Source organism: Streptomyces albospinus, assembly GCF_014648695.1.
Taxonomy (GTDB): Bacteria; Actinomycetota; Actinomycetes; order Streptomycetales; family Streptomycetaceae; genus Streptomyces; species Streptomyces albospinus.
Window position 1 is genome coordinate 383,512 of sequence record NZ_BMRP01000003.1, and the last position, 25,414, is coordinate 408,925.

General features: G+C 69.6%; 20 protein-coding genes and 1 pseudogene. 10 read left to right on the top strand and 11 right to left on the bottom strand.

The window, feature by feature from the left end; genetic code table 11:
• Positions 1–3 precede the first annotated feature (3 nt).
• Positions 4–1,575, top strand: coding sequence for a GMC family oxidoreductase (locus tag IEZ17_RS07265; RefSeq protein ID WP_189297572.1), 1,572 nt, complete (start codon positions 4–6; stop codon positions 1,573–1,575).
• 127 nt (positions 1,576–1,702) lie between these two features.
• The gene (locus IEZ17_RS07270; protein WP_189297574.1) at positions 1,703–3,298 is read left to right on the top strand and encodes a purple acid phosphatase family protein; all 1,596 of its coding nucleotides are present in this window, start codon (positions 1,703–1,705) and stop codon (positions 3,296–3,298) included.
• Between the two features lie 43 nt (positions 3,299–3,341).
• On the opposite strand, the gene nicT is transcribed toward IEZ17_RS07270, so the two are convergent.
• A complete protein-coding gene (nicT, locus tag IEZ17_RS07275) occupies positions 3,342–4,487 on the bottom strand; it encodes a Nickel transporter NicT (RefSeq protein ID WP_229851978.1) in 1,146 nt (381 codons plus the stop codon).
• A gap of 345 nt (positions 4,488–4,832) precedes the next feature.
• Positions 4,833–5,747, bottom strand: coding sequence for a LysR family transcriptional regulator (locus IEZ17_RS07280; protein ID WP_189297576.1), 915 nt, complete (start codon positions 5,745–5,747; stop codon positions 4,833–4,835).
• A gap of 421 nt (positions 5,748–6,168) precedes the next feature.
• Between IEZ17_RS07280 and IEZ17_RS07285 the strand changes: the two genes are divergently transcribed.
• Together IEZ17_RS07285 and IEZ17_RS07290 are read left to right on the top strand one after the other, a co-directional pair.
• Complete coding sequence (locus IEZ17_RS07285; RefSeq protein WP_189297578.1) at positions 6,169–8,283, top strand: flavin monoamine oxidase family protein; 2,115 nt, start codon at positions 6,169–6,171, stop codon at positions 8,281–8,283.
• On the top strand, positions 8,280–10,172 hold the full coding sequence (locus IEZ17_RS07290; protein WP_189297580.1) for an alpha-keto acid decarboxylase family protein: 1,893 nt from the start codon (positions 8,280–8,282) through the stop codon (positions 10,170–10,172). The genes IEZ17_RS07285 and IEZ17_RS07290 overlap by 4 nt, the downstream gene beginning before the upstream one ends.
• 1,104 nt (positions 10,173–11,276) lie before the next feature.
• On the opposite strand, the pseudogene IEZ17_RS42075 reads toward IEZ17_RS07290, so the two are convergent.
• Positions 11,277–11,504 (bottom strand): annotated as a pseudogene (locus IEZ17_RS42075) (chaplin); the annotation flags it as partial.
• Between the two features lie 478 nt (positions 11,505–11,982).
• The gene (locus IEZ17_RS07300) at positions 11,983–12,159 is read right to left on the bottom strand and encodes a hypothetical protein (protein ID WP_189297584.1); all 177 of its coding nucleotides are present in this window, start codon (positions 12,157–12,159) and stop codon (positions 11,983–11,985) included.
• Between the two features lie 439 nt (positions 12,160–12,598).
• On the opposite strand from IEZ17_RS07300, the gene IEZ17_RS07305 reads away from it, so the two are divergent.
• Positions 12,599–12,883 carry a hypothetical protein gene (locus IEZ17_RS07305; RefSeq protein WP_189297586.1) on the top strand — a complete coding sequence of 95 codons (285 nt, stop codon included), beginning with the start codon at positions 12,599–12,601 and terminating at the stop codon, positions 12,881–12,883.
• A 437-nt stretch (positions 12,884–13,320) separates the two neighbouring features.
• On the opposite strand, the gene IEZ17_RS07310 is transcribed toward IEZ17_RS07305, so the two are convergent.
• A complete protein-coding gene (locus tag IEZ17_RS07310) occupies positions 13,321–13,551 on the bottom strand; it encodes a hypothetical protein (RefSeq protein WP_229851981.1) in 231 nt (76 codons plus the stop codon).
• Positions 13,552–13,796: 245 nt separating this feature from the next.
• A complete protein-coding gene (locus IEZ17_RS44380; RefSeq protein ID WP_373299746.1) occupies positions 13,797–14,366 on the bottom strand; it encodes a hypothetical protein in 570 nt (189 codons plus the stop codon).
• Between the two features lie 825 nt (positions 14,367–15,191).
• On the opposite strand from IEZ17_RS44380, the gene IEZ17_RS07320 reads away from it, so the two are divergent.
• From IEZ17_RS07320 to IEZ17_RS07330, 3 genes are all read left to right on the top strand, one after another.
• Positions 15,192–15,437: a hypothetical protein gene (locus tag IEZ17_RS07320; protein WP_189297590.1), complete on the top strand. Its 246-nt coding sequence runs from the start codon at positions 15,192–15,194 to the stop codon at positions 15,435–15,437.
• Positions 15,438–15,764: 327 nt separating this feature from the next.
• Complete coding sequence (locus IEZ17_RS07325) at positions 15,765–16,052, top strand: hypothetical protein (protein ID WP_189297592.1); 288 nt, start codon at positions 15,765–15,767, stop codon at positions 16,050–16,052.
• 127 nt (positions 16,053–16,179) lie between these two features.
• Positions 16,180–16,530, top strand: coding sequence for a hypothetical protein (locus IEZ17_RS07330; RefSeq protein ID WP_189297594.1), 351 nt, complete (start codon positions 16,180–16,182; stop codon positions 16,528–16,530).
• 568 nt (positions 16,531–17,098) lie between these two features.
• Here the strand turns inward: IEZ17_RS07330 and IEZ17_RS07335 are convergent.
• The 4 genes from IEZ17_RS07335 to IEZ17_RS07350 form a co-directional block, all read right to left on the bottom strand.
• Positions 17,099–17,377, bottom strand: a complete 279-nt coding sequence (locus IEZ17_RS07335; RefSeq protein WP_189297597.1) for a hypothetical protein — start codon at positions 17,375–17,377, stop codon at positions 17,099–17,101.
• A gap of 392 nt (positions 17,378–17,769) precedes the next feature.
• The gene (locus IEZ17_RS07340; protein WP_189297599.1) at positions 17,770–18,678 is read right to left on the bottom strand and encodes a hypothetical protein; all 909 of its coding nucleotides are present in this window, start codon (positions 18,676–18,678) and stop codon (positions 17,770–17,772) included.
• A 964-nt stretch (positions 18,679–19,642) separates the two neighbouring features.
• A complete protein-coding gene (locus IEZ17_RS07345) occupies positions 19,643–19,927 on the bottom strand; it encodes a hypothetical protein (protein WP_189297601.1) in 285 nt (94 codons plus the stop codon).
• 321 nt (positions 19,928–20,248) lie between these two features.
• Positions 20,249–20,740, bottom strand: a complete 492-nt coding sequence (locus IEZ17_RS07350; protein ID WP_189297603.1) for a hypothetical protein — start codon at positions 20,738–20,740, stop codon at positions 20,249–20,251.
• A 1,534-nt stretch (positions 20,741–22,274) separates the two neighbouring features.
• Between IEZ17_RS07350 and IEZ17_RS07355 the strand changes: the two genes are divergently transcribed.
• The gene (locus tag IEZ17_RS07355) at positions 22,275–22,514 is read left to right on the top strand and encodes a hypothetical protein (RefSeq protein WP_189297605.1); all 240 of its coding nucleotides are present in this window, start codon (positions 22,275–22,277) and stop codon (positions 22,512–22,514) included.
• 208 nt (positions 22,515–22,722) lie between these two features.
• Positions 22,723–23,664, top strand: a complete 942-nt coding sequence (locus tag IEZ17_RS07360) for an NAD-dependent epimerase/dehydratase family protein (RefSeq protein WP_189297607.1) — start codon at positions 22,723–22,725, stop codon at positions 23,662–23,664.
• 139 nt (positions 23,665–23,803) lie between these two features.
• On the opposite strand, the gene IEZ17_RS07365 is transcribed toward IEZ17_RS07360, so the two are convergent.
• Positions 23,804–25,222, bottom strand: coding sequence for an amino acid permease (locus tag IEZ17_RS07365; protein WP_189297609.1), 1,419 nt, complete (start codon positions 25,220–25,222; stop codon positions 23,804–23,806).
• Positions 25,223–25,414: the final 192 nt, after the last annotated feature.

The following is a 25,414-nucleotide window of genomic DNA, read 5'->3' on the forward strand; positions in this document are numbered from 1 at the left end:
ACGATGGACCGAGAAGCCCCGGTGGACCAGCTCGACTCGTTCGACTACGTCGTGGTCGGCGGCGGCACCGCCGGCGCGGTCGTCGCGGCCCGGCTGAGCGAGGACCCGTCCGTCACCGTATGCCTGCTGGAGGCCGGGCCCTCCGACGTCGGCGACGACAACATCCTGCGGCTGGACCGCTGGATGGCGCTCCTCGAATCCGGCTACGACTGGGACTACCCCGTCGAGCCGCAGGAGAACGGCAACAGCTTCATGCGGCACGCCCGCGCCCGGGTGCTGGGCGGCTGCTCCTCGCACAACTCCTGTATCGCCTTCTGGGCCCCCGCCGAAGACCTCGACGAGTGGGCCGCCAGGGGCTGTACGGGCTGGAGCGCGGCCGACTGCTTCCCGCTGTTCCAGCGCCTGGAGACCAATGACGCCCCCGGCGGCCACCACGGCCGCAGCGGCCCGGTCACCCTCCGCACCGTCCCGCCCAAGGACCCCTGCGGAGTCGCCCTGCTGGAGGCCTGTGCGGCGGCGGGCATCCCCACCACGCCGTTCAACACCGGCGAGACCGTCGTCCGGGGCGCGGACTGGTTCCAGATCAACTGCCGCCCCGACGGCACCCGTTCGTCCGCCTCGGTCTCCTACCTCCACCCGGTCATGGGCACCCGCCGCAACCTCGACGTGCGCACCGGGGTCCAGGCCAAGCGGCTGCGCTTCGACGCCGCGCGGCACTGCACGGGCGTGGACTACCTCTCCCCCGACCTGATCCACACCCGCACCGTCCACGCCCGCCGCGAGGTCGTCGTCTCCTGCGGCGCCATCGACTCCCCCAAGCTGCTGATGCTCTCCGGCATCGGCCCGGCCGACCACCTCCGCGCCACCGGCATCGAACCGCTGGTCGACTCCCCGGGCGTCGGCGCCAACCTCCAGGACCACCCCGAGGGCGTCATCATGTGGGACGCCAAACAGCCGATGGTCGACTCCTCCACCCAGTGGTGGGAGATCGGCATCTTCTACGACACCGAGCCCGGCCTGGACCGCCCCGACCTGATGTTCCACTACGGGTCCGTGCCCTTCGACATGAACACCTACCGCCGCGGCTACCCCACCTCGGAGAACGCCTTCTGCCTCACCCCCAACGTCACCCGCGCCCGCTCCCGCGGCACCGTCCGGCTGCGTACCCGCGACTTCCGCGACAAGCCGAAGGTCGACCCCCGGTACTTCACCGACGAGCACGACATCCGCGTGATGACCTACGGCCTCCGGCTGGCCCGCGACATCATCTCCCGGCCCCCGATGGCCGATTGGGCCGGCACCGAACTGGCCCCGGGACCCGCCGCGCGCACCGACGACGACCTGCTGGACTACATCCGCACCACCCACAACACCGTCTACCACCCCGCCTGCACCGTCCAGATGGGCGCCCCGGGCGATCCGACCGCCCCGCTGGACCCGCAGCTCCGCGTCAAGGGCGTCACCGGCCTGCGGGTGGCGGACGGCTCGGCGATGCCGCTCCTGACGACCACCAATCCGTGCATCACGACGATGATGATCGGAGAGAAGTGCGCCGACCTGATCCGCGGCGATTGACGCCGATTGCCCGTCCCCGCCGCTGAGTTCACCTCTCCTTCACCCGCCCGACCACCACCGGGGCCGCGCCCGTCCCCCGCTCCTGTGAGCCTCCATCCGTTTCCCGAGGCCCAGGAGGCGACACGTGATGCAGCCCTCACGCCGATCGGTGCTGCGCGGCGCCACCGCAGCCGGCGCGCTGGCGGCGGTCCCCGGTTCCGCCCTGCTCTGGGCGCGCCCCGCCGTCGCCGGCACCCCGTCCCCGGAGCAGATCCACCTCCAGTACGGCGACGAGCCGGCCCGGCGGATGACCGTCTCCTGGGCCACCGGCAGCTCGGTGCGCCGCCCGCGGCTGCGCCTGGGCACCCCGCACCAGGGCGTCGGCCGCACCGTGCCGGCCGAGACCCGCACGTACGTCGACGGCCTCAACAAGGTGGAGACCTACACCCACCACGTACGGCTGCACGGCCTGCGCCCCGACACCACGTATGTCTACGAGGTGCTGCACGACGGCGCGGCGCCCGTGCGGGGCACCTTCCGTACCGCCCCCGGCCACGAGCGGACCGCCTTCCGCTTCACCAGCTTCGGCGACCTGGGCACCGGAAGCACCGCCTGGAAGAAGTCGGCGCTGCACGGCGCCGCCGCGGTCCGCCAGGTCGAGCGGTTCGACCCGCTCTTCCACCTGCTCAACGGCGACCTCGCGTACGCCAACAACAACCCCGACCGGCAGCCCCAGTGCTGGGACGCGTTCATGGGCAACATGGCCGTCTCGGCCCGCAACCGGCCGTGGATGCCGGCCCCCGGCAACCACGAGGTCGAACTCGGCGGCGGTGAGCTGGGCTACGCCTCGTACACCACCCGCTTCGCGCTGCCGGACAACGGGACACGGGACCACTGCGGGAACTGGTACAGCTTCCGGGTCGGCTCGGTGCTCTTCGTCTCGCTGGACGGCAACGACCTCGCGGTCGAGGACGACGCCAGCCAGGACCCGGTCACCGGCCGCTCCCTCTACATCAGCGGCTACAGCGAGGGCGCCCAACTCCGCTGGCTGGAACGCATATTGAGCCGGGCCCGGGCGGACCGCGGGGTGGACTGGATCGTCGCCTCGATGCACCAGTTCGCGATGTCCTCGTCCGCGAGCAGCCACGGCGGCGACATGGGCATCCGCGAGCAGCTGCTCCCGGTCCTCGACCGGTACGGCGTCGACCTGGTCCTGTGCGGCCACGACCACGACTACGAGCGCACCCACCCGGTCCGCGGCACCGACCCCCACTCGCTGCTGCGCCCCGCCGTGGTGGACGACCGGCTGGACGACATCGACACGTCCCGGGGCACGGTCCACCTCGTCCTCGGTGGCGGCGGCACCGCCTCCCACGACGGCACCTATCTGCCCGACCCCGACCACGACGGCGTCCCCAACGCCTTCGTCCGCACCAGGCGCCTCCCGTACAAGGCCGACCCGGACGCGACGGAGAAGGCCACCTGGTCGGCGGTCCGCGACCCGGACACGCACTACCCGTACGGCATCGCGGTCTTCGACGTCGACCCGGGCCACCGCCCCGGCGCCCGCACCACGATCACGGTGAGCTACTACCACAGCCCCGCCGCGACCCCGGTCGACCCGGCCCCGCGCCCGGTCCTCTTCGACCGCTTCACCCTGCACCGCAACCGCCGCGACGGTTTCCCCCACCAGGCCGCCCGGCCGGGCACGGCGGCGGCTCCGGCAACGGCCCACCGCCGCTGAGCAGTCGGCGGCGGGCACCCGTGGCGGGGCGGCCGAACCGCGGTCAGTCGCCCCGCTCCGCCGCCGGCCGGACCCGCGCCGACCACTTCTCCTCGATGCGGCCGAACTTCCAGACGGCGAGCGCGACCACCCACGTGGCGAAGAAGACGCCCACGATGGCGAAGCCGATGACGTTCAGGTCCAGGCCGGCGATCCAGTCCCAGAAGAAGCCGTGCAGCCCGAGCTTGTCGGCGAGCAGCCCCAGCAGCTCGACGGTGCCGATGATCAGGGCCACCGCGACCGACAGACCGGTGATGGTGAGGTTGTAGTAGACCTTGCGGACCGGCTTGGAGAAGGCCCACCCGTACGCGAAGTTCATGAACGACCCGTCGATGGTGTCCAGCAGGCTCATGCCCGCGGCGAACAGCACCGGCAGGCACAGAATCGCGTACCACGGCAGCCCGGAGGCCGCACCGGAACCGGCGAGCACCAGCAGCGCGATCTCGGTGGCGGTGTCGAATCCGAGCCCGAAGAGCAGCCCCAGCGGATACATCTGCCACGGCTTGGTGATCGACTTCATCACCCGGCCCAGCAGCCGGTTCATGAACCCCCGCTTGTTGAGCTGCTCCTCCAGCGCCGCCTCGTCGAAGTCACCGGCCCGCATCCGCCGGAAGACGCCCCAGATCCCCACCAGGATCACGATGTTGATCGCGGCGATCACATAGAGGAAGACCCCGGAGACGGTGGTGCCGATCAGCCCCGTCACCGAGTGCAGCTGGGAGTTGTCGTCCTTCAGCGGGCCGGCCAGCGCCTTGACGCCCAGCGAGAGCAGAAAGGCCAGTGCGAACACCACGCTGGAATGCCCCAGCGAGAACCAGAAGCCGACCGACAACGGCCGCTTCCCCTCGTGCATCAGCTTCCGCGTGGTGTTGTCGATGGCGGCGATGTGATCGGCGTCGAACGCGTGCCGCATGCCCAGTGTGTAGGCGGTGACGCCGATGCCCACGCCGAAGCTCTTGGTCCCCAGGCTGTAGTGCTGCGGCGCCACGATCGCCACCAGCGTGAACCAGCCGATCACATGCAGCGCGAGAATGAACCCCGCCATCCCCGCCATGCGCCCCCACTCGGCCCGGCTCATCGAGCGGGCGATCCGCTGCCGGCGCGAGGGCGGCGCCGCAGTGGCCGGTGTGAGGGAGGGGGACGTCGTCATGTGCGGCGCTGCTCTCTTCCAGGCTGCCCCGGGCTCCGCCGGGGAATAGGTGTACGCCCCCTACATTCCTGCGGGCATGTTTTAATTGCAACAAATTCGCAGTAAAGCCCGCAAGCGGCTCCGCTCACGGGGCGGCGGCGCCACATCCCCGCGCGACTCGGCGCCCGACCGCCCCGGCGCGCCGGCGTCGGAGAAGCGCCACGGACGCAGCGCCAGGCCGCTCCGGAGCTCAAGCACCGGCCGGCGACCTGCACACCTTCCGGCCTGCCGGTACGACGGCCGGTATACGCGTCGGGACGGTCATTGCGGTATCGCGCCACGGCCACCGGGCGTACCCGGCGCCTCCTACGCCTGCTGCCGCTCCGGCGGGTCCGGCAGACCGTGCGGCATGAAGGGCCGACCGGTCACGAACTCCCGGAATTTCAGGGCCGCTGCGGATACGTAGGCGTCCTCGTTCCACACCAGGGTGAGCACGCGGTGACAGTCGGGGGCGTCGAGGCGCACCGCGGCGACCGGGGCGCGCGGGCCGACCCGGCGGGACATGGCCGGGACGAGGCCGATGCCCAGCCCGGCGCTGATCAGGTCCCCGGTCGCGCCCGGCTCGTCGCCCTCGCAGGACAGGACCGGGGTGAGCCCTTCCGAGGCGAACAGCCGCTCCAGCAGGGCGCGCGGCCAGCTCCCCGGGCGGGTGGTGACGAACGGCTCCTCGGCGATCTCGGGGATCGTCACGCTCTCCCGGTCCGCCAGCCGGTGCCCGCACGGCACGGCGAGCAGCACCTCCTCACGGGCAAGCTCGACGACGTGCAGGTCCGGCCCGGTCAGCGGCTGCGAGGCGATACAGAAGTCGACTTCCCTGGCGCGCAGTTGGCGCTCCATCTCCTCCGCGGTCGACTGGCGGAGCCGCACCTCGGCCCGCGGATGCGCGGCACGGAAGCCGCCCAGCATCTGACTGATCGTCAATAATGTCTCGGCGGCGACCGAGACCCTGCCGAGGACTTGGTCGCGGGCGTCCAGCAACGCCCGCCGCCCGTCGTCGAGTTCGCTCAGCGTTCGCTCGACATGGCGCAGGAAGGTCACACCGTACTGGTTGAGCCGGATGCGGCGGCCCCGCCGGTCGAAGAGCGGTGCGCCCAGCTCGGCTTCCAGCCGGGCGACGGCCCGGCTGAGCGACGGCTGGGCGACCCGCAGCTCCTCGGCGGCCCGGCTGATGTGCTCGTAGCGCGCCACGACCTGGAAGTAGCGCAGCTGCAAGAGGTCCATCGCCCACCTTTCCTCATGCCTGCCGGGCATCATCACACGGCAGAACCGGTCCGGAAGTGCACCAGCGCACACCGGAGGCCACGGAGCCCGGCGACCGCGAGTCCGCCCCCCGGACCGGGGTGGAGTCGGGCACCGGCGGGCGTGCGCCCCGTTCGCCTCGCTGCGCATGCGGACCCTCCGGTTCGGTGATGGGCTGGTGTCATCTGCCGCGCAGCTGACATCGGTATATGCCCGTGTCCCGCTCCGCGCGGATTTCACATGCGCGCGCACCCGCAAGGGCCGCGCATGCCCTGTGAGCGAAGCCCTGTGCCGCCCGCGTGGTCCCGCGCCGCCGGCCCCTGTCACAAGGAGAACCGTGACCATCAGCACCCCGCGGCGGCCCGCCGCGCACCCGTCCCTGCACAAGAACGGCTGAACCCGCATGAACGACAACCGCACCGACACCCCCGGTCGCCGCACCGGTGTCGAGCGCGCCAGCGAGATGACCTACGAGCAGCTGGCCCGCGAACTGCTGCTGGTGGGCCCCGCCCCCGCCAACGAGGACCTCAAGCTGCGCTATCTCGACGTACTGATCGACAACGGGCTCAATCCCCCCGGGCCGCCCAAGCGCATCCTGATCGTCGGTGCCGGCATCGCCGGTCTGGTCGCCGGCGATCTGCTCACCCGGGCGGGGCACGACGTGACGATCCTGGAGGCCAACGGCAACCGGGTCGGCGGACGGGTCAAGACCTTCCACACCCAGAAGGGCCGGCCCTCGCCCTTCACCGACCCGGCGCAGTACGCGGAGGCCGGGGCGATGCGGCTGCCCAGCTTCCATCCGCTGACGCTGGCGCTGATCGACAAACTCGGCCTGAAGCGGCGGCTGTTCTACAACGTCGACATCGACCCCTCGACCGGCAACCCGGACGCGCCCGCGCCGCCGGTGGTCTACAAGTCGTTCAAGGACGGCAAGATCTGGACCCACGGCGACCCCAGCCCCGAGTTCCGGGAGCCGGACAAGCGCAACCACGCCTGGATCCGCACCAACCGCGAGCAGGTCCGCCGCGCCCAGTACGCCAAGGACCCCTCCGCCATCAACGAGGGCTTCCACCTCACGGGCTGCGAAACCCGGCTGACCGTCTCCCACATGGTCAACCAGGCCCTGGAACCGGTCCGCGACTACTACTCCGTCATGCAGAACGACGGAAAGCGGGTCAACAAGCCGTTCAAGGAGTGGCTGGCGGGCTGGGCCGACGTCATCCGCGAGTTCGACGGCTACTCGATGGGGCGCTTCCTCCGCGAGTACGCGGGATTCAGCGATGAGGCCGTCGAGGCGATCGGCACCATCGAGAACATGACCTCGCGGCTCCACCTGGCGTTCTTCCACAGCTTCCTGGGACGCAGCGACATCGACCCCCAGGCCACCTACTGGGAGATCGAGGGCGGCAGCCGCAAGCTGCCCGAAGCGCTGGCCAAGGACCTGCGGGACCAGATCGTGATGGGCCATCGGATGGTGCGGCTGGAGTACTACGACCCGGGCCGCGACGGCCACGAGGGCAGGCTCACCGGCCCCGGCGGCCCGGCCGTCGCCATCGAGACCGTGCCCGAGGGCGAACCGTACGCGGCGACCGAGACCTGGACCGGCGACCTCGCCATCGTCACCATCCCGTTCTCCAGCCTGCGGTTCGTCAAGGTGACCCCGCCGTTCTCGTACAAGAAGCGCCGGGCCGTCATCGAGACGCACTACGACCAGGCCACCAAGGTGCTGCTGGAGTTCTCGCGCCGCTGGTGGGAGTTCACCGAGGACGACTGGAAGCGGGAGCTGGACGCGATCGGGCCCGGCCTGTACGAGTACTACCAGAAGTGGGGCGAGGACGACGCCGAAGCGGCGCTGGCCCTGCCGCAGAGCCTGCGGAAGCTGCCCACCGGACTGCTCGGCGCGCACCCGAGCGTCGACGAGAGCCGGATCAGCGAGGAGCAGGTGGAGTACTACCGCAACTCCTCGCTGCGCGGCGGGGTGCGGCCGGCCACCAACGCCTACGGTGGCGGTTCCACCACCGACAACCCCAACCGCTTCATGTACTACCCCTCCCACCCCGTCCCCGGCAGCAAGGGCGGCGTGGTGCTCGCCGCCTACTCCTGGTCGGACGACGCCGCCCGCTGGGACTCCTTCGACGACGCCGAGCGCTACGGCTACGCCCTGGAGAACCTGCAATCGGTGCACGGCCGCCGGATCGAGGTCTTCTTCACCGGCGCCGGCCAGACCCAGAGCTGGCTGCGCGACCCGTACGCCTGCGGTGAGGCGGCGGTCTACACCCCGCACCAGATGACCAGCTTCCACCTCGATGTCGTCCGCCCCGAGGGGCCGGTCTACTTCGCCGGTGAGCATGTGTCGCTCAAGCACGCCTGGATCGAGGGGGCGGTGGAGACCGCCGTACGGGCCGCCATCGCCGCCAACGAGGCACCCGCGGCCGACGCGGGCACCATCTCAGCCACCAGCAGGCGCGGGGCCACCGCGTCGACGAAGCCGACGCGAGAGGAAGTGCTGACCTCATGACCGCCTCCCGGACCTGCACCGTGGCCGAGTACCTGGCCGTCCGCCTGGAACAGCTCGGCATCACCCACCTGTTCGGCGTGCCCGGCAACCACCTGGGCCCGTTCCTGTCGACCCTGCACGAGAAGACCAAGGTCCGCTGGGTGGGCACCCCCACCGAGGGCGGCGCCGGCCAGGCCGCGGACGGGTACGCGCGGGTGAAGGTCGCCGACGCGCAGACCGCGCTCGGCGAGCAGGGCATCGGCGCGGTCGCCGTCACCTACGGCGTGGGCGCGTTCAACCTGCTCAACGCGATCGGCGGCGGCTACACCGAGTACGTCCCGCTGATCGCCATCAACGGGGCCCCCACGTACGAGCAGTGGCTCAACCAGCGGGCGATCGGCCTGCTCACCTCGCACATGTCCCAGCGCCCGGAGTGCAACCTCGACGTCTACCGGCAGGTCACGGTGGAAGCCCAGGCGATCTCCCACCCGGGGCTGGCCCCCAGCCAGATCGACAGGGCGCTCACCGCCTGCCTGTCCCACCGCCGGCCGGTCTACCTGGAAGTCATGGAGGACGTCTGGGAGGCGCACTGCCCGGCACCGCAAGGCCGGCTGAAGCGGCACGAGCGCCCCCTCACACCGCGGAACAAGAAGATGCTGGACGCCGCGGTCAAGGCGTGTGTGAAGCTGGTGCAGGACCACCGGTTCGACCCGATCCTGTGGGCCGGCGAGGAGATCGACCGGTTCGGCCTGGCCGAGGAGTTCGAGGAGCTGGTACGGGCGACCCGCATCCCGTACTGCACCACCATCGGCGCCAAGTCCGTCATCTCCGAGGACACCCCCGGCTTCTCCGGTGTCTACAACGGCAAGGCCAGCAACCCGGACGTGGCCGCGGTGTTCCAGAACGCCGGCTGCCGCATCGGACTGGGCACCTGGGCGACGTCGAAGAACCTCGGCGGAATGATGTCGATCGGCGACGACTGGGCGGTCGCCGCACACGAAGGGGTGCGGGTGGGCGCCTCGTACTTCCCGGAGGTCCAGCTCGCGGAGTTCATCCCGGCGCTGCGGAACGCCTTCGTCGAGGAGTTCGGCAGCGGCCACTTCGCCGCCGACTACTACGCCGAAGCGCACCGGGCCGGTCTGGACGTCCCGGACAGCGTCGCCGCCTTCCTGGAGACCCTGACCGGCGGCCCGTACCCGAAGAGCCCGACCTACGACAGCTTCTTCCGGCACATCAACGCCTTCCTGGAATCGCAGACCACCGAGGAATCCGGCCGGCGCACCACACCGTTCACCGTGATCAGCGACGCCGCGTTCGCGCTGATCGGCTCGATGAACCTGCGGATGCCCGAACGCGCCTCCTACGTGGCGCAGAACAGCTGGCTGTCCATCGGCTATTCGGTCGGCGCCGCCACCGGGGTGGGCATCGGCCGCCGCGGGGCGGGCAAGCGGCCGATGGTCTTCGTCGGCGACGGCTCGTTCCAGGAGACCTGCCAGGAGATGTCCACCCACGTCCGGCAGGGCCTGAACCCGGTGGTGTTCGTCCTGGACAACGAGGGCTTCTACGGCATCGAGCAGATGCTGGTGCACCCCTGCTACTTCAAGCCGAACGACGCCCCGCCCTCCGACGGCGCCGACTTCTACAACGAGCTCCTCCCCTGGCGCTACGAGAAGCTCGCCGAGGTCTTCGGCTCCGCCAAGTACCCGATGCACGGCGTCGCCGTCGCCACCCACGACGACCTCGCCGCCCTCCTCAAGAAGATCGGCGAGCCCAACGACCCGATCAACCGGGGCCCGATCCTCGTACGGGTGGGCCTGTCACGCCACGACTACCCCGAGGCGCTCAAGTACAAGATCCAGGAGAACTGCCCGCCCCCGTCCGCCGCGGTACTGAAGGAGAAGGTGGCATGAGCCCGGACGGCACCAGGTCCCCCGGCGCTCCGGCCACCGCATCGGCACCGGCCCACCCGCCCGCACACCGGGCCCGCCCCGAGGGCTAGCCCGCCGCATGCCGCTCCCGGTGGTGGGGGCGGCATGCCGCATGATCACCCGCCGCACCGACGCCGCCCACCCCTGCCCACACGGTCACCTCGGACCGCCGGCCGTCACCGGCACAGGGCGGTGCCGACGAGAGCCGGGGAACCGTCGCTGAGGTGCGGCGGCCTGATGTGGGGCCACGGCGGGGGCATCCCCGGCCACCGCACGCGCACCGGTGTCCCGCCGACGGCCGCGCGGTCACCGTCGTCGTCACGGCCGCCCCCGAGCGGCTCCCGGCACCCCCACGACCATGCCGTCCACCTGTGTTCCGCCAGGTCGGACAGCCCACCCGGCAGACACCACGCCGCGGCACGGACGGGCCCGCAGACCCGCCTCGTGACGGTGCCGCCCGCGTGGCGCGCCACGAGCTGAGCACCCATGGAACGGCAGTTCACCACCAACGGCGGTGAACTGCCGAGAAGGACCAGCTGTTGCCCGGACCGGGGCGGCCCGGGCGCTGCTGGGTATCACTGAACAGCCGGCTGGATACGCGCGTCGCGTTCCGGACGCGCGCCGACCACCTCGTCGCCTGTTCACAGCCCGAGATGGCCGACCGCGAGTCCTACCGCGCCGACGCCCGCGTCCGTACCGGGCATGTCCGGCGGGCACGACGCCCTACGTAACCGAGCGCCGGCGCCGGACCGTTGCCGCTGCTGCCGGTCAGTTGTTGGCGGCGCGACGGCCCCGGCGGTAGAGCAGGGTGCCACCGGCCAGCAGCCCGACACTGCCCGCGATCGCCAGACCGGTCTGCGCACCACCGGTCTTCGCCAGCTGGGGGCGGGCGTGAGACACAACGTGGTGGTGGTGACGGTGGTTCCCGGTCTCGGGAGTGACCGCCGGCGCCTCCGGCGCCTCCGGAGCCTCCCGGTGGTGGACCGCCGACCGCTCGTGGTGCATCTGCGGCTGCTGCTCCTGCGCTCGGTGGTGCTTGTGGTGCTTGTGGTGCTTGTGCTCCCGCCGCTCGTGGCTCTTCGACACGTTGGCGCAACGGTTGCCGAAAGCGGGATTGAGCGCGCCGATCACATTCACGGTGTTACCGCAGGCGTTGATCGGGACGTGCAGGGGCACCTGAATCTGATTGCCGGACAGCACGCCGGGAGATCCGACAGCTGCCCCATCAGCACCGGCGTCGGCAACGGACGTGCCCGCCCCCGCGAGCAGCAGGCCGCCCGTGGCAACCGAAGCGGCAATGACCTTTTTGATCACGTGACTCCTCCTTGACAGTGCGGTCACGTCCGCGGACCGCACAACACACAACGAGCCCGAAGGAGGAAAGCTCCGAATGCGTCATTTCGATCACTCTTTCAGCTTGATATGTATGCTCGCACGGCTGAAGAGTGACACATATTCCTTTTTACAGAGATGCATCCACAACGATAATCAGCCCGGAAAATTCCGAGGCAGAAACCCGCCCCCACCGCCCGAAATCAATCGTATTTTCCGCAATATTTCGAGCCGCTCCGAGGGCGTCACACCCTCACCCCATTCGCCCTTCTGACCGCGCGAGCGGCTTCACACCGGCCCTTTGACAACTACCGGCAACCGTCGCACCCGCCCCACCTCCTGAATTTCCCCGCACCTCGAAGGCGAACTCGCCGGACGACCGCGACAAACCCGCGCCGCGGCCGACCGAACGAGTCCGACCACTGCTCGCCCGGCCGATTCTCCAGCCGGCGTCAAGCGATCAGCTCCCGAGCACGGGCAGCCGGCCGATGTGCAGAGGACCGATATCGGAGGTGGCCTTCACGGGGGCGCCGAGGATTCCGAGGACAGCGCCACCCGGACCGTCGGCGTGGGCGGGCATGGAAAGGGCTCCGGCGAGCGCGAAGGCCCCCAGAAGGGCGGCAAATACACGGCGCATAGCTACTCCTGCTCCATTTCGTGGCGTTGGCGTGCCGGCACACGCCACCCTTGCACCCGCGCACCGCAGGCCCTGCCGTCCACGCCAAGCGGTCACCTGATCGCGCGATTGCGGGATGCGCGCTACCGAAAGCGCGACCGGCCATCACCCCGAAGACGCCCACAGAGCAGACGGCATGAAGACGTGAGGCTGATTTGCGGCACTGCCGGAAAAGAGTTGGGCGCCGTACAGCCGAACAGGTGGGTTGCCTCGCGAGATCTGCCTTCACGGGGTGCCCGACAGCGGCCAAAAACCGTGCATGACCTGGGCAAATCACAAAACCTCAATCATACAATCCGGCGCGTCGTTAAGCGACTTCACGGATATTTACCACTAACATCTCTATCAGTACGAAATCGGTACTTCAGCGACACCATCCGCTCAACCCACCGGAGAAGAAATGCGCAAGCTTCACAAGGCCGCTCTCGTCGCCGCTGTCCTCGGCAGCGTCAGCATCCTCGGTGCCGGCACCGCCTCTGCCGACGGCGGGGGAGGCGGCTCCCGCTTCGACATCAGGCAGAGCGCCCAGTGCAGATCGCACGACACCAACGTCGACATCCTTGGCGAGGTCGGGATCGCGAACGGCCTGGGCGGCAACCTGCTCGGCGGCGAGGGCGCACCGGGCGCGCAGTCCACCCACATGGGCTCGACCATGGGTTGCAGCAACGACGCATTCGGTAAGTAACGGGAAGGAGTTCCGGCGTCCGGGCCGCAGGCCGGACGCCGGAACTCCTTCATGCTCTCCCCCGGCCCCCGCGGCCAACCGATCCGTCACGAACCGGCAGCGCCGGCCGGCAATCCCCCCAAGCAGGCCGCCCACAAATCGAGTTGACCCCGACCCGGCGGCAACGCACAGCAAAGCAGCCCTCACAGGCAGAAGTAGCCACTGACTCCGGGGCGACGGCAGCACCTTCCGCCGTCGCCCCGGAGTCATACATGCAGACGGCACCCCACCGACCGCTCGGCACGGACCGCTGAGACATCGTCCGCGGGCACCCCCACCACAGAACCCGGGCAACCCGGACGCGCTACCGGTCGCCGGCGAGCAGGCCGCCCGCCTCACCAGGGCATCGCAAAGCCGGGCACAGGATCAACCTGGCCCGGCTATCGATCGCGTGAGGTTCAGAAGTCGATATGCGGGCGCTTGAAGCCCCTGGGGAGCCGGAACCCGTTGGAGCAGTTCATGTGCGGACCGATCTCGGTGTCCCCCCGGCTCAGCAGGCCGTTCTCGGGCCAGATCAGACGCTGCCGGGACGCCGTCGCGCACCTCTGCATCTGCCTGATGACGACGTGCTTGCCTTCCCTGGTGGTGAAGGCGGTCGCGCTCCTGTGGACGCAACTCTTGTCGCCCACGACGCCACGGTCGCAGCCACCGGCTCCCGAGGCATACGCCTGAGGGGCCACGGCACCCATTGCGGCAACGCCGCCCAGAAGTACCGCGATTGCTGCGATCTGATTCCGACTGAACATGTACCGCGTTCCTTTGCGATCGATGCCCGGGTGCGAAGCACCGCGAACGGTGCGCACCCGGGCCTGACGAATACCGAAAGAGGGTTCTGGTGCCCGACCTTCAGGCCGGACGCCAGAACCCCTTCCAGTTACCTGCGGGGGAGGGCGACGTTGTCGCAGCCCATGCGCGAACCCTGGTGGGTGTGCTGCCCACCGGGGGCACCCTCGCCGTTGAGCGCGTTGCCCAACACACCGTTCAGCACCCCGACCTGGCCGAGGACATCGACGTTCAGGTCATGCGACCGACACTGAGCGGCCTGCTTGATGTCGATCTTCTTCTCTTCACGGCGCCCCGACTCCTGAGCCGGACCCTGCTGAACCGGCTCCGCAACCTGCGGGGCCGGAGCCTGCTGGACCGGCTGCGGAGCGGGAGCCTGCTGGACCGGCTGCGGAGCGGCCTGCGGGGCCGGAGCCTGCTGAACCGGCTGCGGAGCGGGAGCCTGCTGGACCGGCTGCGGAGCGGCCTGCGGAGCCGGCTGCGGGGCGGCCTGCTCGCCGCCGTACCCGCCGCCGCCACGCGAAGTGGCCCCCGAGGCGGACGATGAAACGGCCCAGGCGTTGGCCTCCGGCCCGCCGTCAGCGATGCTGACTCCGGCACCTACGGTGGACAGGCAGCCGACCGCTGCGACGACGATGGCGACTCGTTGAAGTGTGCGCATGGAACCCTTGATCCTTGATTGCGTGTGGATGGAGATGACATGCCTTGACTACTTAGTGTGAGTATATGCACACCAACTGTAACCAATCGTGCATTTCCTCCCGATACACACTTCGTGTCGAGCCCGCAACAGGAGCCCCCTCCCTAAAGCCTGCGACAGGCACTCGCCGCCACGCACTCCAGCACCCGGAAAAGCGACCGGCGACCCCCCGGCACCTCCCCTCTGAATTCACGCCGGAAGATTCCCAACGAGGCCCGCACGGCAGACCAGTTGAGCCCGACAAAGCTCGCCGAGGACGCGCATGACGGAGCTACCGACAAAAGGAAGGACGACGACGACGCGAACCCTTCCCCTACTCTCTCCGGGGGAGAAACGAGACGCCCCCCCGACAGGGTCACGGAAGCCGATCCACAGTCACCCATTTGCCCTCGCCGTCAACACGGGCCCCGCCCACACACCTCTTTGCGGCACCCCCACCGCCGAGACAGCCGCACTCGCCGAATTCCCGGCAAACACAGCGGGTTTCGGCAGACCGGCCTCTCCCCAGGACCAACGAAAGGGGAGACCGTGGAGCTCTAATGTGCTGCCGCGGCCGACCCGTTGCCGCATAGTGAGTCCATCGCCCGACGGCTCACCACTTCCGACTCCCACCGCCCAACCAGGCGGAACTCACTACGCCGTCACACACCCGCGAAAAGCTTCCGCCGCACCTCGACACAAAGCGCGCAACGGAGTGGAACCCCCAGTTTGACTACTGCTAGTGTTCGCGCGGTCACAACCAGCAACTAGGTCTCCTTGTATAGGGACCGAAGGGTCGAGGGTTCCATGCGCAAGCTTCAGCAGGTCATGCTCGTCGCCGCCGCGGCCGGCAGTCTGTCCGCCATCGGTGCCGGAGCCGGCACCGCCTACGCCCACGATGGCGGCAAGGCGCGGCTGAACGACATCTTCCGCCCCTACCAGGAGTGCAGCCCGCAGACGTTCGCCGAGTCGAACCTCCCGCTCGGCGTGCTCGCCGTGCCCGAAACGTTCGGCACCACCTGCGGCCAGTTCAACCACGCCTTCACCAAGTAAGGAAGTCGTCGGGGCAGCCGCACCCGACGCCGATCGCGGGCCCTTCGGGAATGTTCCCCCGAAGGGCCCGTTCGCTTGCGCCCGACCGGAGGAGTCGTATGCGGTGCGACCGAACGAGTGGTTCACCGCGGAGCTCTTGAGTCCGCCCCGGCCCGTTGAACCCCCTACCCGCCCGGAACATGGGACCGTTCCGGGGCCGAAGCCCGTTCACGACGCTCATAGCATCCGGCGCGTCGCTCAGCAACTGCGGATCTTTCGTATTAACTTTCCGCAACTGTACGAAGTCGATCGCTCACAGATCGCTCCGCTCAATCTATGGAGAAGATAATGCGCAAGCTTCACAAGGTTGCTGTCGTCGCCGTCGCCCTCGGCAGCGTCGGCTTCTTCGGCGCCGGTACCTCGTACGCCTACGGCGGGCAGGGCGGCGGAAGCCACGTCAACGTCGGTCAGGGTTCCCAGTGCCGCACGCACGACCTGAACGTCGACGTCCTCGGGGAGGTCGGGATCCTCAACGGCGTGCTGGCCAACGCGATCAACGGCGAGGGCTCCGCGGGCGCGCAGGCCACCCCGATGGGCTCGGGGTTGGGCTGCAACAACAGCGCCCTCAGCAAGTAGCCGGAAGGGGTTCCGGTGTTCGGTCCTCGGGCCCGGGCACCGGAACCCTCTGGCATTCTCCAGGCTCGGGCGCGGACCGGCACACGCCACTTCACACCCGGGCACCGATCACAAAGGAACGCAGTACATGTTCAGTCGGAAGAAGATCGCAGCCATCACGGCACTCCTGGGCGGCCTCGCCGCAACCTGCGCCGTCATCCCCCAGGCACACGCTGCGGACAACACGGGTCTGTGCCGCCGCGACGCACAGGGCAATGTCACCTGCCTCCAGAGAAGCACCGGGCCGACCCAAGACGGCAGCTACACCCTCAACCAGACACAGAGCTGTAATCCGACGAAGCCCGTGTCAATCCCCGCGCAGGGCGTGCTCAACCCGGGCGTCACGCAGGTCGGACCCGCTGTGACCTGCTCCAACGTGGCACCCGCGCCCGGCGAGCAGGCACCCGTGTCCAGCGACCAGCTGCCCTCGATGGACTGAGCCCCACTGGCGAGCCGCTGCGCGAGGGGTCGGCAGGCAGTGCACGAGACAGGTCTCCCTACCTCCTCGGCCACGACCAGCCGGGGGCAGAGCCCCGCCCATCAGCGAGGCACCACTCGCACCGCACAGGCCCGCCGTCGGCTGCTTCCCCAATCCGCTTGAACCTGGGTGACGGCTGATAGCACCCCCCAAATAGTGGATGGCCGGACCGAGTTGACCTCGGTCCGGCCATCCGCTGTTCGCTACCTGCACGAGCGCAGAAATCCCGGAGTCGCACCACCGCCATCGCCCTCCGAATCCGGCCGCACCCGGCACGCCCACTACTGCCGGTTCCCGGCCGGCCGACAGCTGCCCGGCCGGCGAACAAGTCCCGGTGAGTTCTGACACAGCGTCACTCAGTACCTTCAACAGCCCGGCCCGGCAGCCGTATCCAGCGCGTCGACGACATCAATAGGCCCTGCGGAGCGACGACCTCGGACCTGCCCATAAACAAAAAGGGTCCCGGCGCCGGGCTCGAAGCCCGGCGCCGGGACCCCTCCCGGTCGGTTTCTGCGCGATGGTCCGTCGCTCAGAAGGCCGCGTTGTCGCAGCGCAGGTTCGCGCCCACGTGGGAAGGCTGCGAACCCGGCGCGCCCTCGCCGTTGAGGGCGTTGCCCAGCGTGCCGTTGAGCACTCCAAATGCCCCGAGCACATCGACGTTCATGTCGTGCGACCGGCACTCGGTGCCCTGCCTGACGTCGACGTCATGGCCAGGCTCGCCATGGGCGTAGGCGGTACCTGCGCCAAGTGCGCCGGCGCTGCCGAGGGCCGCCGCAGCCACGACGACGGCCTTGTGGAACTTGCGCATTTCTTCTCCGGTGATCGAGCGGATGAGTTGTGGAGTTGGTCGGCTTGGTGCCGCTACGGAAGCCGCGGGCGCCGTGCCGCAGGGCACGGCATCGGCGGGCCGGAACGGGCGGGGACCTCCTGCGCGCTGAGCTCAGGAGGCACCCGGGAATTAGGGGGTGGCAAGCAGGCCGATCGAAGATCGGCACAGAGCGACGTCCGCGGCATGCACCCTGGTACGGGCGGACGAGCCGGTTCCGGTCCTGCTGAAGGAGCTGCGCGGGCTTGCCGGTTGCGGCGAACCCGTCGCGGCCTCAGGGCCCGGCCCCAGGAGACATCCGAGGGCAGTCCGTGCGACCTCGCCTCCGGTGTCGGGGCGGTTCAAGGGCAGCGCTCCGGGCCGCCTTTGCAGGGTCAGGCCATGCGAGGCAGGTCGAGCGCGCCCACCGGGGGTGCCGCAAGCCGCCCGAGCCCGAGCGGGTTCACCTGCGGAACATCCGGGGAGACCAGCGGGTTGACCAGCGGGTTGACCTGGGGGTTGAGCTGCGGATTGACCTGCGGCGCGACCTGGGGAGAGGGCTGCGGGGAAAAGACCTGCGGAACGGCAACCTGCGGCGCCACCTGGGGAGTTACCTGCGGGGCCGCCTGGGGAGCGACCTGCGGGCCGGCCTGCGGAGCAGGTGCCGGGGCCGCCTGCGGAGCGGACTGCGGGCCCGAAGGCTGCGAGACAGAGGCCTGCGCAGCACCGCGCGAAGCGGCCCAGGCACTGGCGTGGGGCCCCTCCTCGTGCTGGGGCTCGTACTGCGGCTGCGGAGGAGCCGGCTGCGGAGCCGGCTGGGGAGCCGGCTGGGGGACGTACTGCTGCGGAGCCGGCTGCGGAGCCGGCTGGGGTGCCGGCTGCGGAGCGGGAGCCGGGGCGGGAGCCGGGGCGTACTGCGGCTGCGGAGGAGCCGCCTGCGGGGCCGGCTGCGGAGCAGGCTGCGGGGCGGGCTGCTGAACGTACTGCTGCGGAGCAGGCTGCGGGGGAGCCACCTGCTGCGGAGCGGGAGCCGGGGCGTACTGCGGCTGCGGAGCGGGAGCCGGGGCGTACTGCGGCTGCGGAGGAGCCGCCTGCGGGGCCGGCTGCTGAACGTACTGCTGCGGAGCAGGCTGCGGAGGAGCCGCCTGCTGAGGGGCAGGGCCCGGAGCGGTCGCCTGCGGAGCGGTGGGCGCGGCGGCACCGTTGTACCCGGCTGGAGCATCGGCGTAGCTCACGCCGGCGCCGATGGCGGTCAGACCGCCGGCCGCTGCGACGACGAGCGCGACCTGGTGAAGCTTGCGCATGGAACCTTCGGCCCTTCATTGCCTGTATGGAAAACTGATTACTTATCGCTGTCTTGAGAGCGCAAACAGAGGTAATTCCGGGCTTCGCACCCTGCGCACCCCACGCAAATCCATGACGGAAGCCCCCCGCAGGGCCGCGACAACACCCACCGCGACGCTCTCCAACGCTTCCCGAAGCCGACGGCGCACCCCATCACCCCTCCTCCGAATCGCGTCGGACAACAAGCCGACATCATCGCCGCGGATACCGCCCCACACCAGGAAGGAAACAACCCCGGCCGACGGCCCGCAGGCCCATTCACTGTCCTCTCCCAGCGAGGAACGGCAATTCACCGGACCCGGTCACGGGAACCCATGAACGGTCACCCATTTGCCGAGCAGCATGAATCATTTGGAGTGCCGGCGGAGACCCCGCAGCGGTACCGCACCCCACCCCGCGCATCGCCCCAACCCCCAACCCAGCGCCATCCGTTGACGGTTGCGCGCTTCGCGCAACCGCATGGCCGACACCGGGCATCTGATCCGGTTGGCGGGACCGCCGACGGCAGCCGAGCCACCGGTGAGCGAGGACACGAGCGGCCACGGCAGCAGTTCCCCCGCCAGAGTTACGGGCGGCCCGGGGGGGGACCGGGACCTCGGCGAAGTTCGCCACGCCGAAACGGCAGGGCGTGCCCAAAGTGGATGGACCCGCCGGCTCGCCGGCTGCCGAAGTCCCGGTTGACACCGTGAAGTTACTGCCGCGCCGGCGAACGTCGGATTCGGACGAGCGGTGCTGCATGTGAGGGCGGGCGAACTCACGGAGGGGCAGTGTCCACCGGTTCGAATTCGCCGTGTCGGGGCCTTCACCCACACTGGCTACGCGCTCTTCGACAGCGTATGACGGAACATCAAAAAGGGGTCCCGCCACCGGCCTTGCGGCTCGGCGGCGGGACCCCTTTGGGTGACCTGCGCGACTGCTGGTCGCTCAGAGGGCGCTGTTGTTGCAGCCCACGCTCGAGCCCATGTGGGTGGACTGCGCACCGGGCGAGCCCTCACCGTTGAGCGCGTTGCCCAGCAGGCCGTTGAGGATCCCGACCTCGCCGAGAACATCGACGTTCAGGTCGTGCGACCGGCACTGAGAGCCCTGTTTGATGTCGAACTCGCCACCGCCGCCCCCGCCGTGGCCGGTGGCGTTGGCGGTGCCGGCGCCGAGGAAGCCGACGCTACCGATGGCGGCGGCCACGACGGCAGCCTTGTAAAGCTTGCGCATTTCTTCTCCGGAAGGTTGAGTCGATGTGGTGTGCGATCCCGATGTATCTCTGATGTACCGACTTCGTACAATCAGGGAGGCTAATACGAAATATCCACCGGTTTTGAGCGACGCGCCGGATCGCGAAATCAAGAAGTTGGAAGTTGCCCCGGAACCCACGTAGTTCAGGGATGAACCAGCGGGAACAGCGCGGATCCCCGTGGTGAGCTGCCGTTTTCAACTAATCGCGCAGCACCCACTGGCTCACGACGCACGAACGGGCCCTCCGAGGAATCCCCTCGAAGGGCCCGCAGCGAGTACGGCAGGCGAACGCAGTCGCCCCTACCTGGCCGTGGCGAAGGCGTTGGCCTGGTTGTTGGCCTGGGTGCAGCTGAAGCCGTGGGTCTCCGGCGTAGCCAGCAGGCCGATCGGGACATTGGCGTCGAGCAGCGACTGCGGGCTGCACTCCTGGAACGGGCGGAAGAGGTTGTTCTGTTCCCGCTGGCCGGCGGCGTGCGGCAGGACCTGCGCGACCTGCGGGGAGAGCTGCGGGTTGAGCTGCGGATTGAGCTGCGGATTGACCTGCGGGCCGGCCTGCGGCGGAGCGGCGGCCTGGGGGGCGGCCTGCTGCGGACCGCCGTGCGAGCCGTAAGTGTGCGACGTGGCTCCGGCGGCCGTCCAGGAGGCGGCCTGGGGGCCTTCGTTCTGCGGAGCAGTGGGCGGGACGGCGCCGTTGTACCCGACAGGAGCGTCGGCGGAACTCGCGCCGGCACCGATGGTGGACAGACCGCCGGCCGCTGCGACGATGAGCGCGATCTGCTGAAGCTTGCGCATGGAACCTTCGGCCCTTCATTGCTTGTATGGAAAACTGATTATTTATCGCTGTCTTGAGTGCGCGAACAGAGGTAGTCCTGGGCTTCACACCCGGCGCACCCCATGCAAAATCACGGCGGAAGCCTCCCGCAGGGCCGCGACAACACCCACCGCGACGCTCGCCAACGCTTCCCGAAGCCGACGGCGCACCCCATCGCCTCTCCTCCGATTCACGTGGGACAACATGCCGGTATCGTCGCCGCGGACCGCCCGAAGCCAGCAACGAAGACCCTGCCGGCCGGCGGCCCTCAGGCCCATTCACTGTCCTCTCCCAGCGAGGAACGGCAATTCACCGGACCCGGTCACGGGAACCCATGAACGGTCACCCATTTGCCGAGCAGCATGAATCATTTGGAGTGCCCGGCGTCCTGGCTTTCCCAACAGGCCGTGATCTCGGCCTGAGTTCCGGGTGGTTGCCCGGGTGTTGGTACGACGCCCGGGCGGGCAGAAACGTGCGCGGGCGGCAGTCAGAGTGCCGCCGTTCGCCGCAGCTTTGATGACCCGCGGGGAGGCGGACTCCCGGCCGTCAAGCACCGTGGGGGCGGTCTCGATGGTTGACGGTTCCACCGTGGGATTTTTTGACCTTCCGTCAACTTCGTTTTGAACGTGGGGACTTTCCTGGGTGGTGGGAGCGCAAACCCGGCCCGCCACACGTCTGGTACAGCGCGCCCGAGGAGGCGGCGCCCTCGTGCCAGGAAGAGAAGACGGCCGACCGGAAGGACCCATGGCGCGCCGACCGCCGCGTTCTCCCGGTGGAGAGAACGTGGTCATGCGAGGCCGCCGGCGCCCTGTCCGGCCCCGTGCCGACGGCTCCGCCCAACTCACCGCGGATGTCGGCATCGACGTATGGCCGACGGTCGTGTTCGTTGTGATGGGGGACCTTCGCCACCGTGAGCGGCTGGGGTCGACCGCCCTGAATCCGTTACCCGAGTGAAGGCATCCGCCGTCGGCTCGCAGGTCGCCCATACGTAGACCTGGTGAGCTCGGAGGGCCTGACACCATGCCCTGGCTCGCTCGGAGCGCATGGACCCCTCCAGCTGTACGTCGTATGCGGCGGCGCTGAGGGGCGCCTCCTCCCTCCCGGTGGGCTGCGGCTCGGCCGTGGTCTCGAACAGGTGGACGGCTACCCCTAGCGGTTCGCCCGCAGCGGGTGACGGGCGGGTGACGGGGGTGCCGTCCGCGCGAGGCGGCCGACGGCATGCACGGCGCCGCAGGGATGGTTGCCGCGGTCGGATGACCCCCCGTGGGCACACGGTGATCGTCGATTGGACGGCGGCGCCCGGGCGCCGTATGCCGCCCGGCAACGGGTGTGACCTGCGTGGATCCTGACGTGCCGAAGGCCGGATTCGGTGCGCCGTGCCAGCGGGGGCGGCCGGGCCTCCAGCCTCGGATGGCGGCATCGGTGGGCGATATGACGATTATGTGATTAACCTCCTATAACAGCGCGAAGTGGATCTTTTGATGCCTAGCTCTGAACCACCCAAGGAGGAGAAAAATGCGCAAGCTTCACAAGGCCGCTGCTGTGGCCGCCGTCATTGGCAGCGTCGGATTCTTCGGCGCCGGTACGGCGTCCGCCCAGCCCTCAGGGGGCCACGGCGGAGGGTGCCGCAACCACGAGATCAACGTCGACGTCCTCGGTGAGGTCGGCATCCTCAACGGCCTGCTGGGCAACGCGCTCAACGGCGAGGGCAACGCCGGCGGTCAGGTCACCGGCATGGGCAACTGCGGCATGTAGGGATCGGGCAGTCGCCTCACCCTTGTCACCGAAATGGGTCTTGGTAGCCGAGCCGCGAGCCCGGCGCCGGGCCCATTTCGGCATTCGGGGTCCTGACAGCGCGCGGGGCGGGCCGGAGACAGGCCCGGTCCGCGTCGCTTGCCAGCGCGGTGCCCCCATCCGGCTCATGGACGACAAGGGCAACCTGACCTCGCGCTAGTGTGCCCGGATGGATCTTCATGTCGTCATTGGGTTCGGGCCCGCCGGGGCGGGCACCGCTCGGCTGCTGGCCGAAGAGGGTCATGCGGTGCGGGTCGTCACCAAGTCCGGCCGAAGCCCGGAGCCCGGCATCGAGCATGTCGCGTTGGACGCGACGGACAGCGCGCGACTGAGCGAGGTCGCGCAGGGCGCAGCCGCGATCTACAGCTGTGCCGCACCGCCCTACCATCGCTGGGCGAGTGAATGGCCACCGCTGGCCTCGTCGGTCTGTGCGGCGGCCGAGGCGACCGGGGCCACCCTGGCCATGCTGGGCAACCTCTACGGCTACGGTCCGGTGGACGGTCCCATGACCGAGGAGCTGCCGCTCGCGGCGACCGGCCCCAAGGGGCGGGTGCGCGCCACCGCTTGGGAGCAGGCGCAGGAACTGCACGAGCAGGGTCGTATCAAGGCGGTCGAGGTGCGGGCCTCGGACTTCTTCGGGCCCGGGGTGACCGACGGCGGTCACCTGGCCGCGCGGGTCATGCCGCGGTTGCTGCGCGGGAAGCCGGTCTCCGCGCTCGGGGATCCGGACGCCCCGCACAGCTGGAGCTATCTCCCCGATGTGGCCAGGGCCCTGGTCGAGGTGGCGGGCGAGGAACGGGCCTGGGGGCGGGCCTGGCACGTTCCGACGGAGCCCGCGCTGTCCACCCGGGAGATGGTCGGCCGGCTTGCCGCTCAGGCGGGGACCGGGCCGGTCGCGGTGCGCGGGCTGTCGCCGGCCGTGCTGGGGATCGCTGCGGTCTTCTCCCCGCTGATTCGCGAACTGAAGGAGATCCGCTACCAGTTCGACCGTCCGTTTGTCGCGGAGTCGGGCGCGTACGAAGCCGAGTTCGCGGTACGGGCCACACCCGTCGACGAGCAGGTCAAGGCGACGGTGGAATGGTGGCGGGGGCACCTGGCCACCGCCGGGTGAGGTCGGTGACCGCGAGGATCCGGGCCGTGGATACCCGTGCGCGGTGCGACAGCATTCCGGCGGGAACACCGCCGGAATGCTGTCTTCCGGGCACCGACGGCGGAATCGCGACGGTGGCTGGGTTACTACGGGTGGGTGATTACGGCTGCGGGGTGAGGTCGGTCCGCCGGTCGCGGCGTCCCTTGAGGTGGCCCGCGCCGGCCAGCGCCGCCACCACGACGGCGGTGCCGGCGAGCTGGTGGAGTCCGTCCGAGGTGGTGGCCATGACGGCGAAGACGCCGAGGATGGCGGCCAGCGCCAGCCACGTCAGATAGGGGAAGCCCCACATCCGCACCGAGAGCAGTTCCGGTGCCTCGCGCTCCAGGCGGCGGCGCATCTTCAGCTGGGTGAGGCAGACGATGGACCAGACGACCAGCACCGAGCAGCCGGCGATGTTCAGCAGCCAGGTGAAGACGGTGGTCGGCCAGACGATTCCGGCGATCACGGCGGCGAAGCCGAACGCGCAGGATGCCAGCACCGCCGCTGCCGGGATGCCCCTGGTGACCTTGCTCAGGAAGCGCGGGCCCAACCCCCGGGTGACGAGGGAGTACGCCATGCGCGACGAGCCGTAGATGTTGGCGTTCATCGCGGAGAGCAGTGCCACCAGCACGACGACCTGCATGATCGTGCCGGCTGCCGGGATGCCGAGCCTGTCGAGCACGGTGACGTACGGGCCGTCGGTGGCGACCTTCGGGTCGTTCCACGGCACCAAGGTGACGACCACGGCCATCGAGCCGATGTAGAAGACGGCGATGCGCCAGACGGCGGTGCGGACGGCGCGGGCCACGTTGTGGCTCGGCCGGTCGGACTCCGCCGCCGCGATGGTGACGGTCTCCAGACCGGCGAACCCGGAGATGGTGGTCAGCAGTCCGGCGGCGAGTCCGGCGGCGCCGGTCGGGAAGAAGCCGCCGTGGCCGGTGAGGTGGTGGGTGCCGGGTGCGCTGCCGAACACACCGAGGATGCCGAGCACGCCGAGCACCAGGAAGGCGACGATCACGGTGACCTTGATGGTGGCGAACCAGAACTCGAACTCGCCGAAGTTCTTCACCGCGGTCAGGTTGCTGGCGCAGAAGAACACCATGAAGACCGCCACCCAGCCGTACGCGGGGAGGAACGGCACCCAGGTGTGCATGATGGCGCCCGCCGCGGTGGCCTCGGCAGCCACGCCGGCGCAGAGCATCAGCCAGTACATCCAGCCCGAGGTGGCCCCCGCCCAGGAGCCGAGCTCCTGCTCGGAATGCACCGAGAACGAACCGGTGGACGGCCGGGCCGCGGACATCTCGCCGAGCATCCGCATGATCAGCATGACCAGCGCGCCGGTACCCGCGAAGAGGAGGACGATGGCCGGCCCTGCTGCGGCGATGCCGACCCCGGAACCTACGAAGAGCCCTGCGCCGATGACCCCGCCGAGCGCGATCATCGAGAGATGGCGCTGCTTGAGGCCGTGCGACAAGGCGGGCGCAGCGTCCTGCACGGCCTCCGGGGTGCCCTGGGGGGACCGGGTCATACTCCGAGTCATGGTCGTGCCTGTTCATTACTTGAGACGATCGATGAGCCAGACGAGTCTGCGGAGGCACGTTGCGTGAGTGACGTGAACGCCCGCTATTCGGACACCGCGGTCACTCGTGGTGAAGACGTGAACACGGCGACGGTCCGCCGGCCTGCGGGCCGGGGGCCGGGGGCCGGCACGATGCCGTCGCCCTGGGCCGGC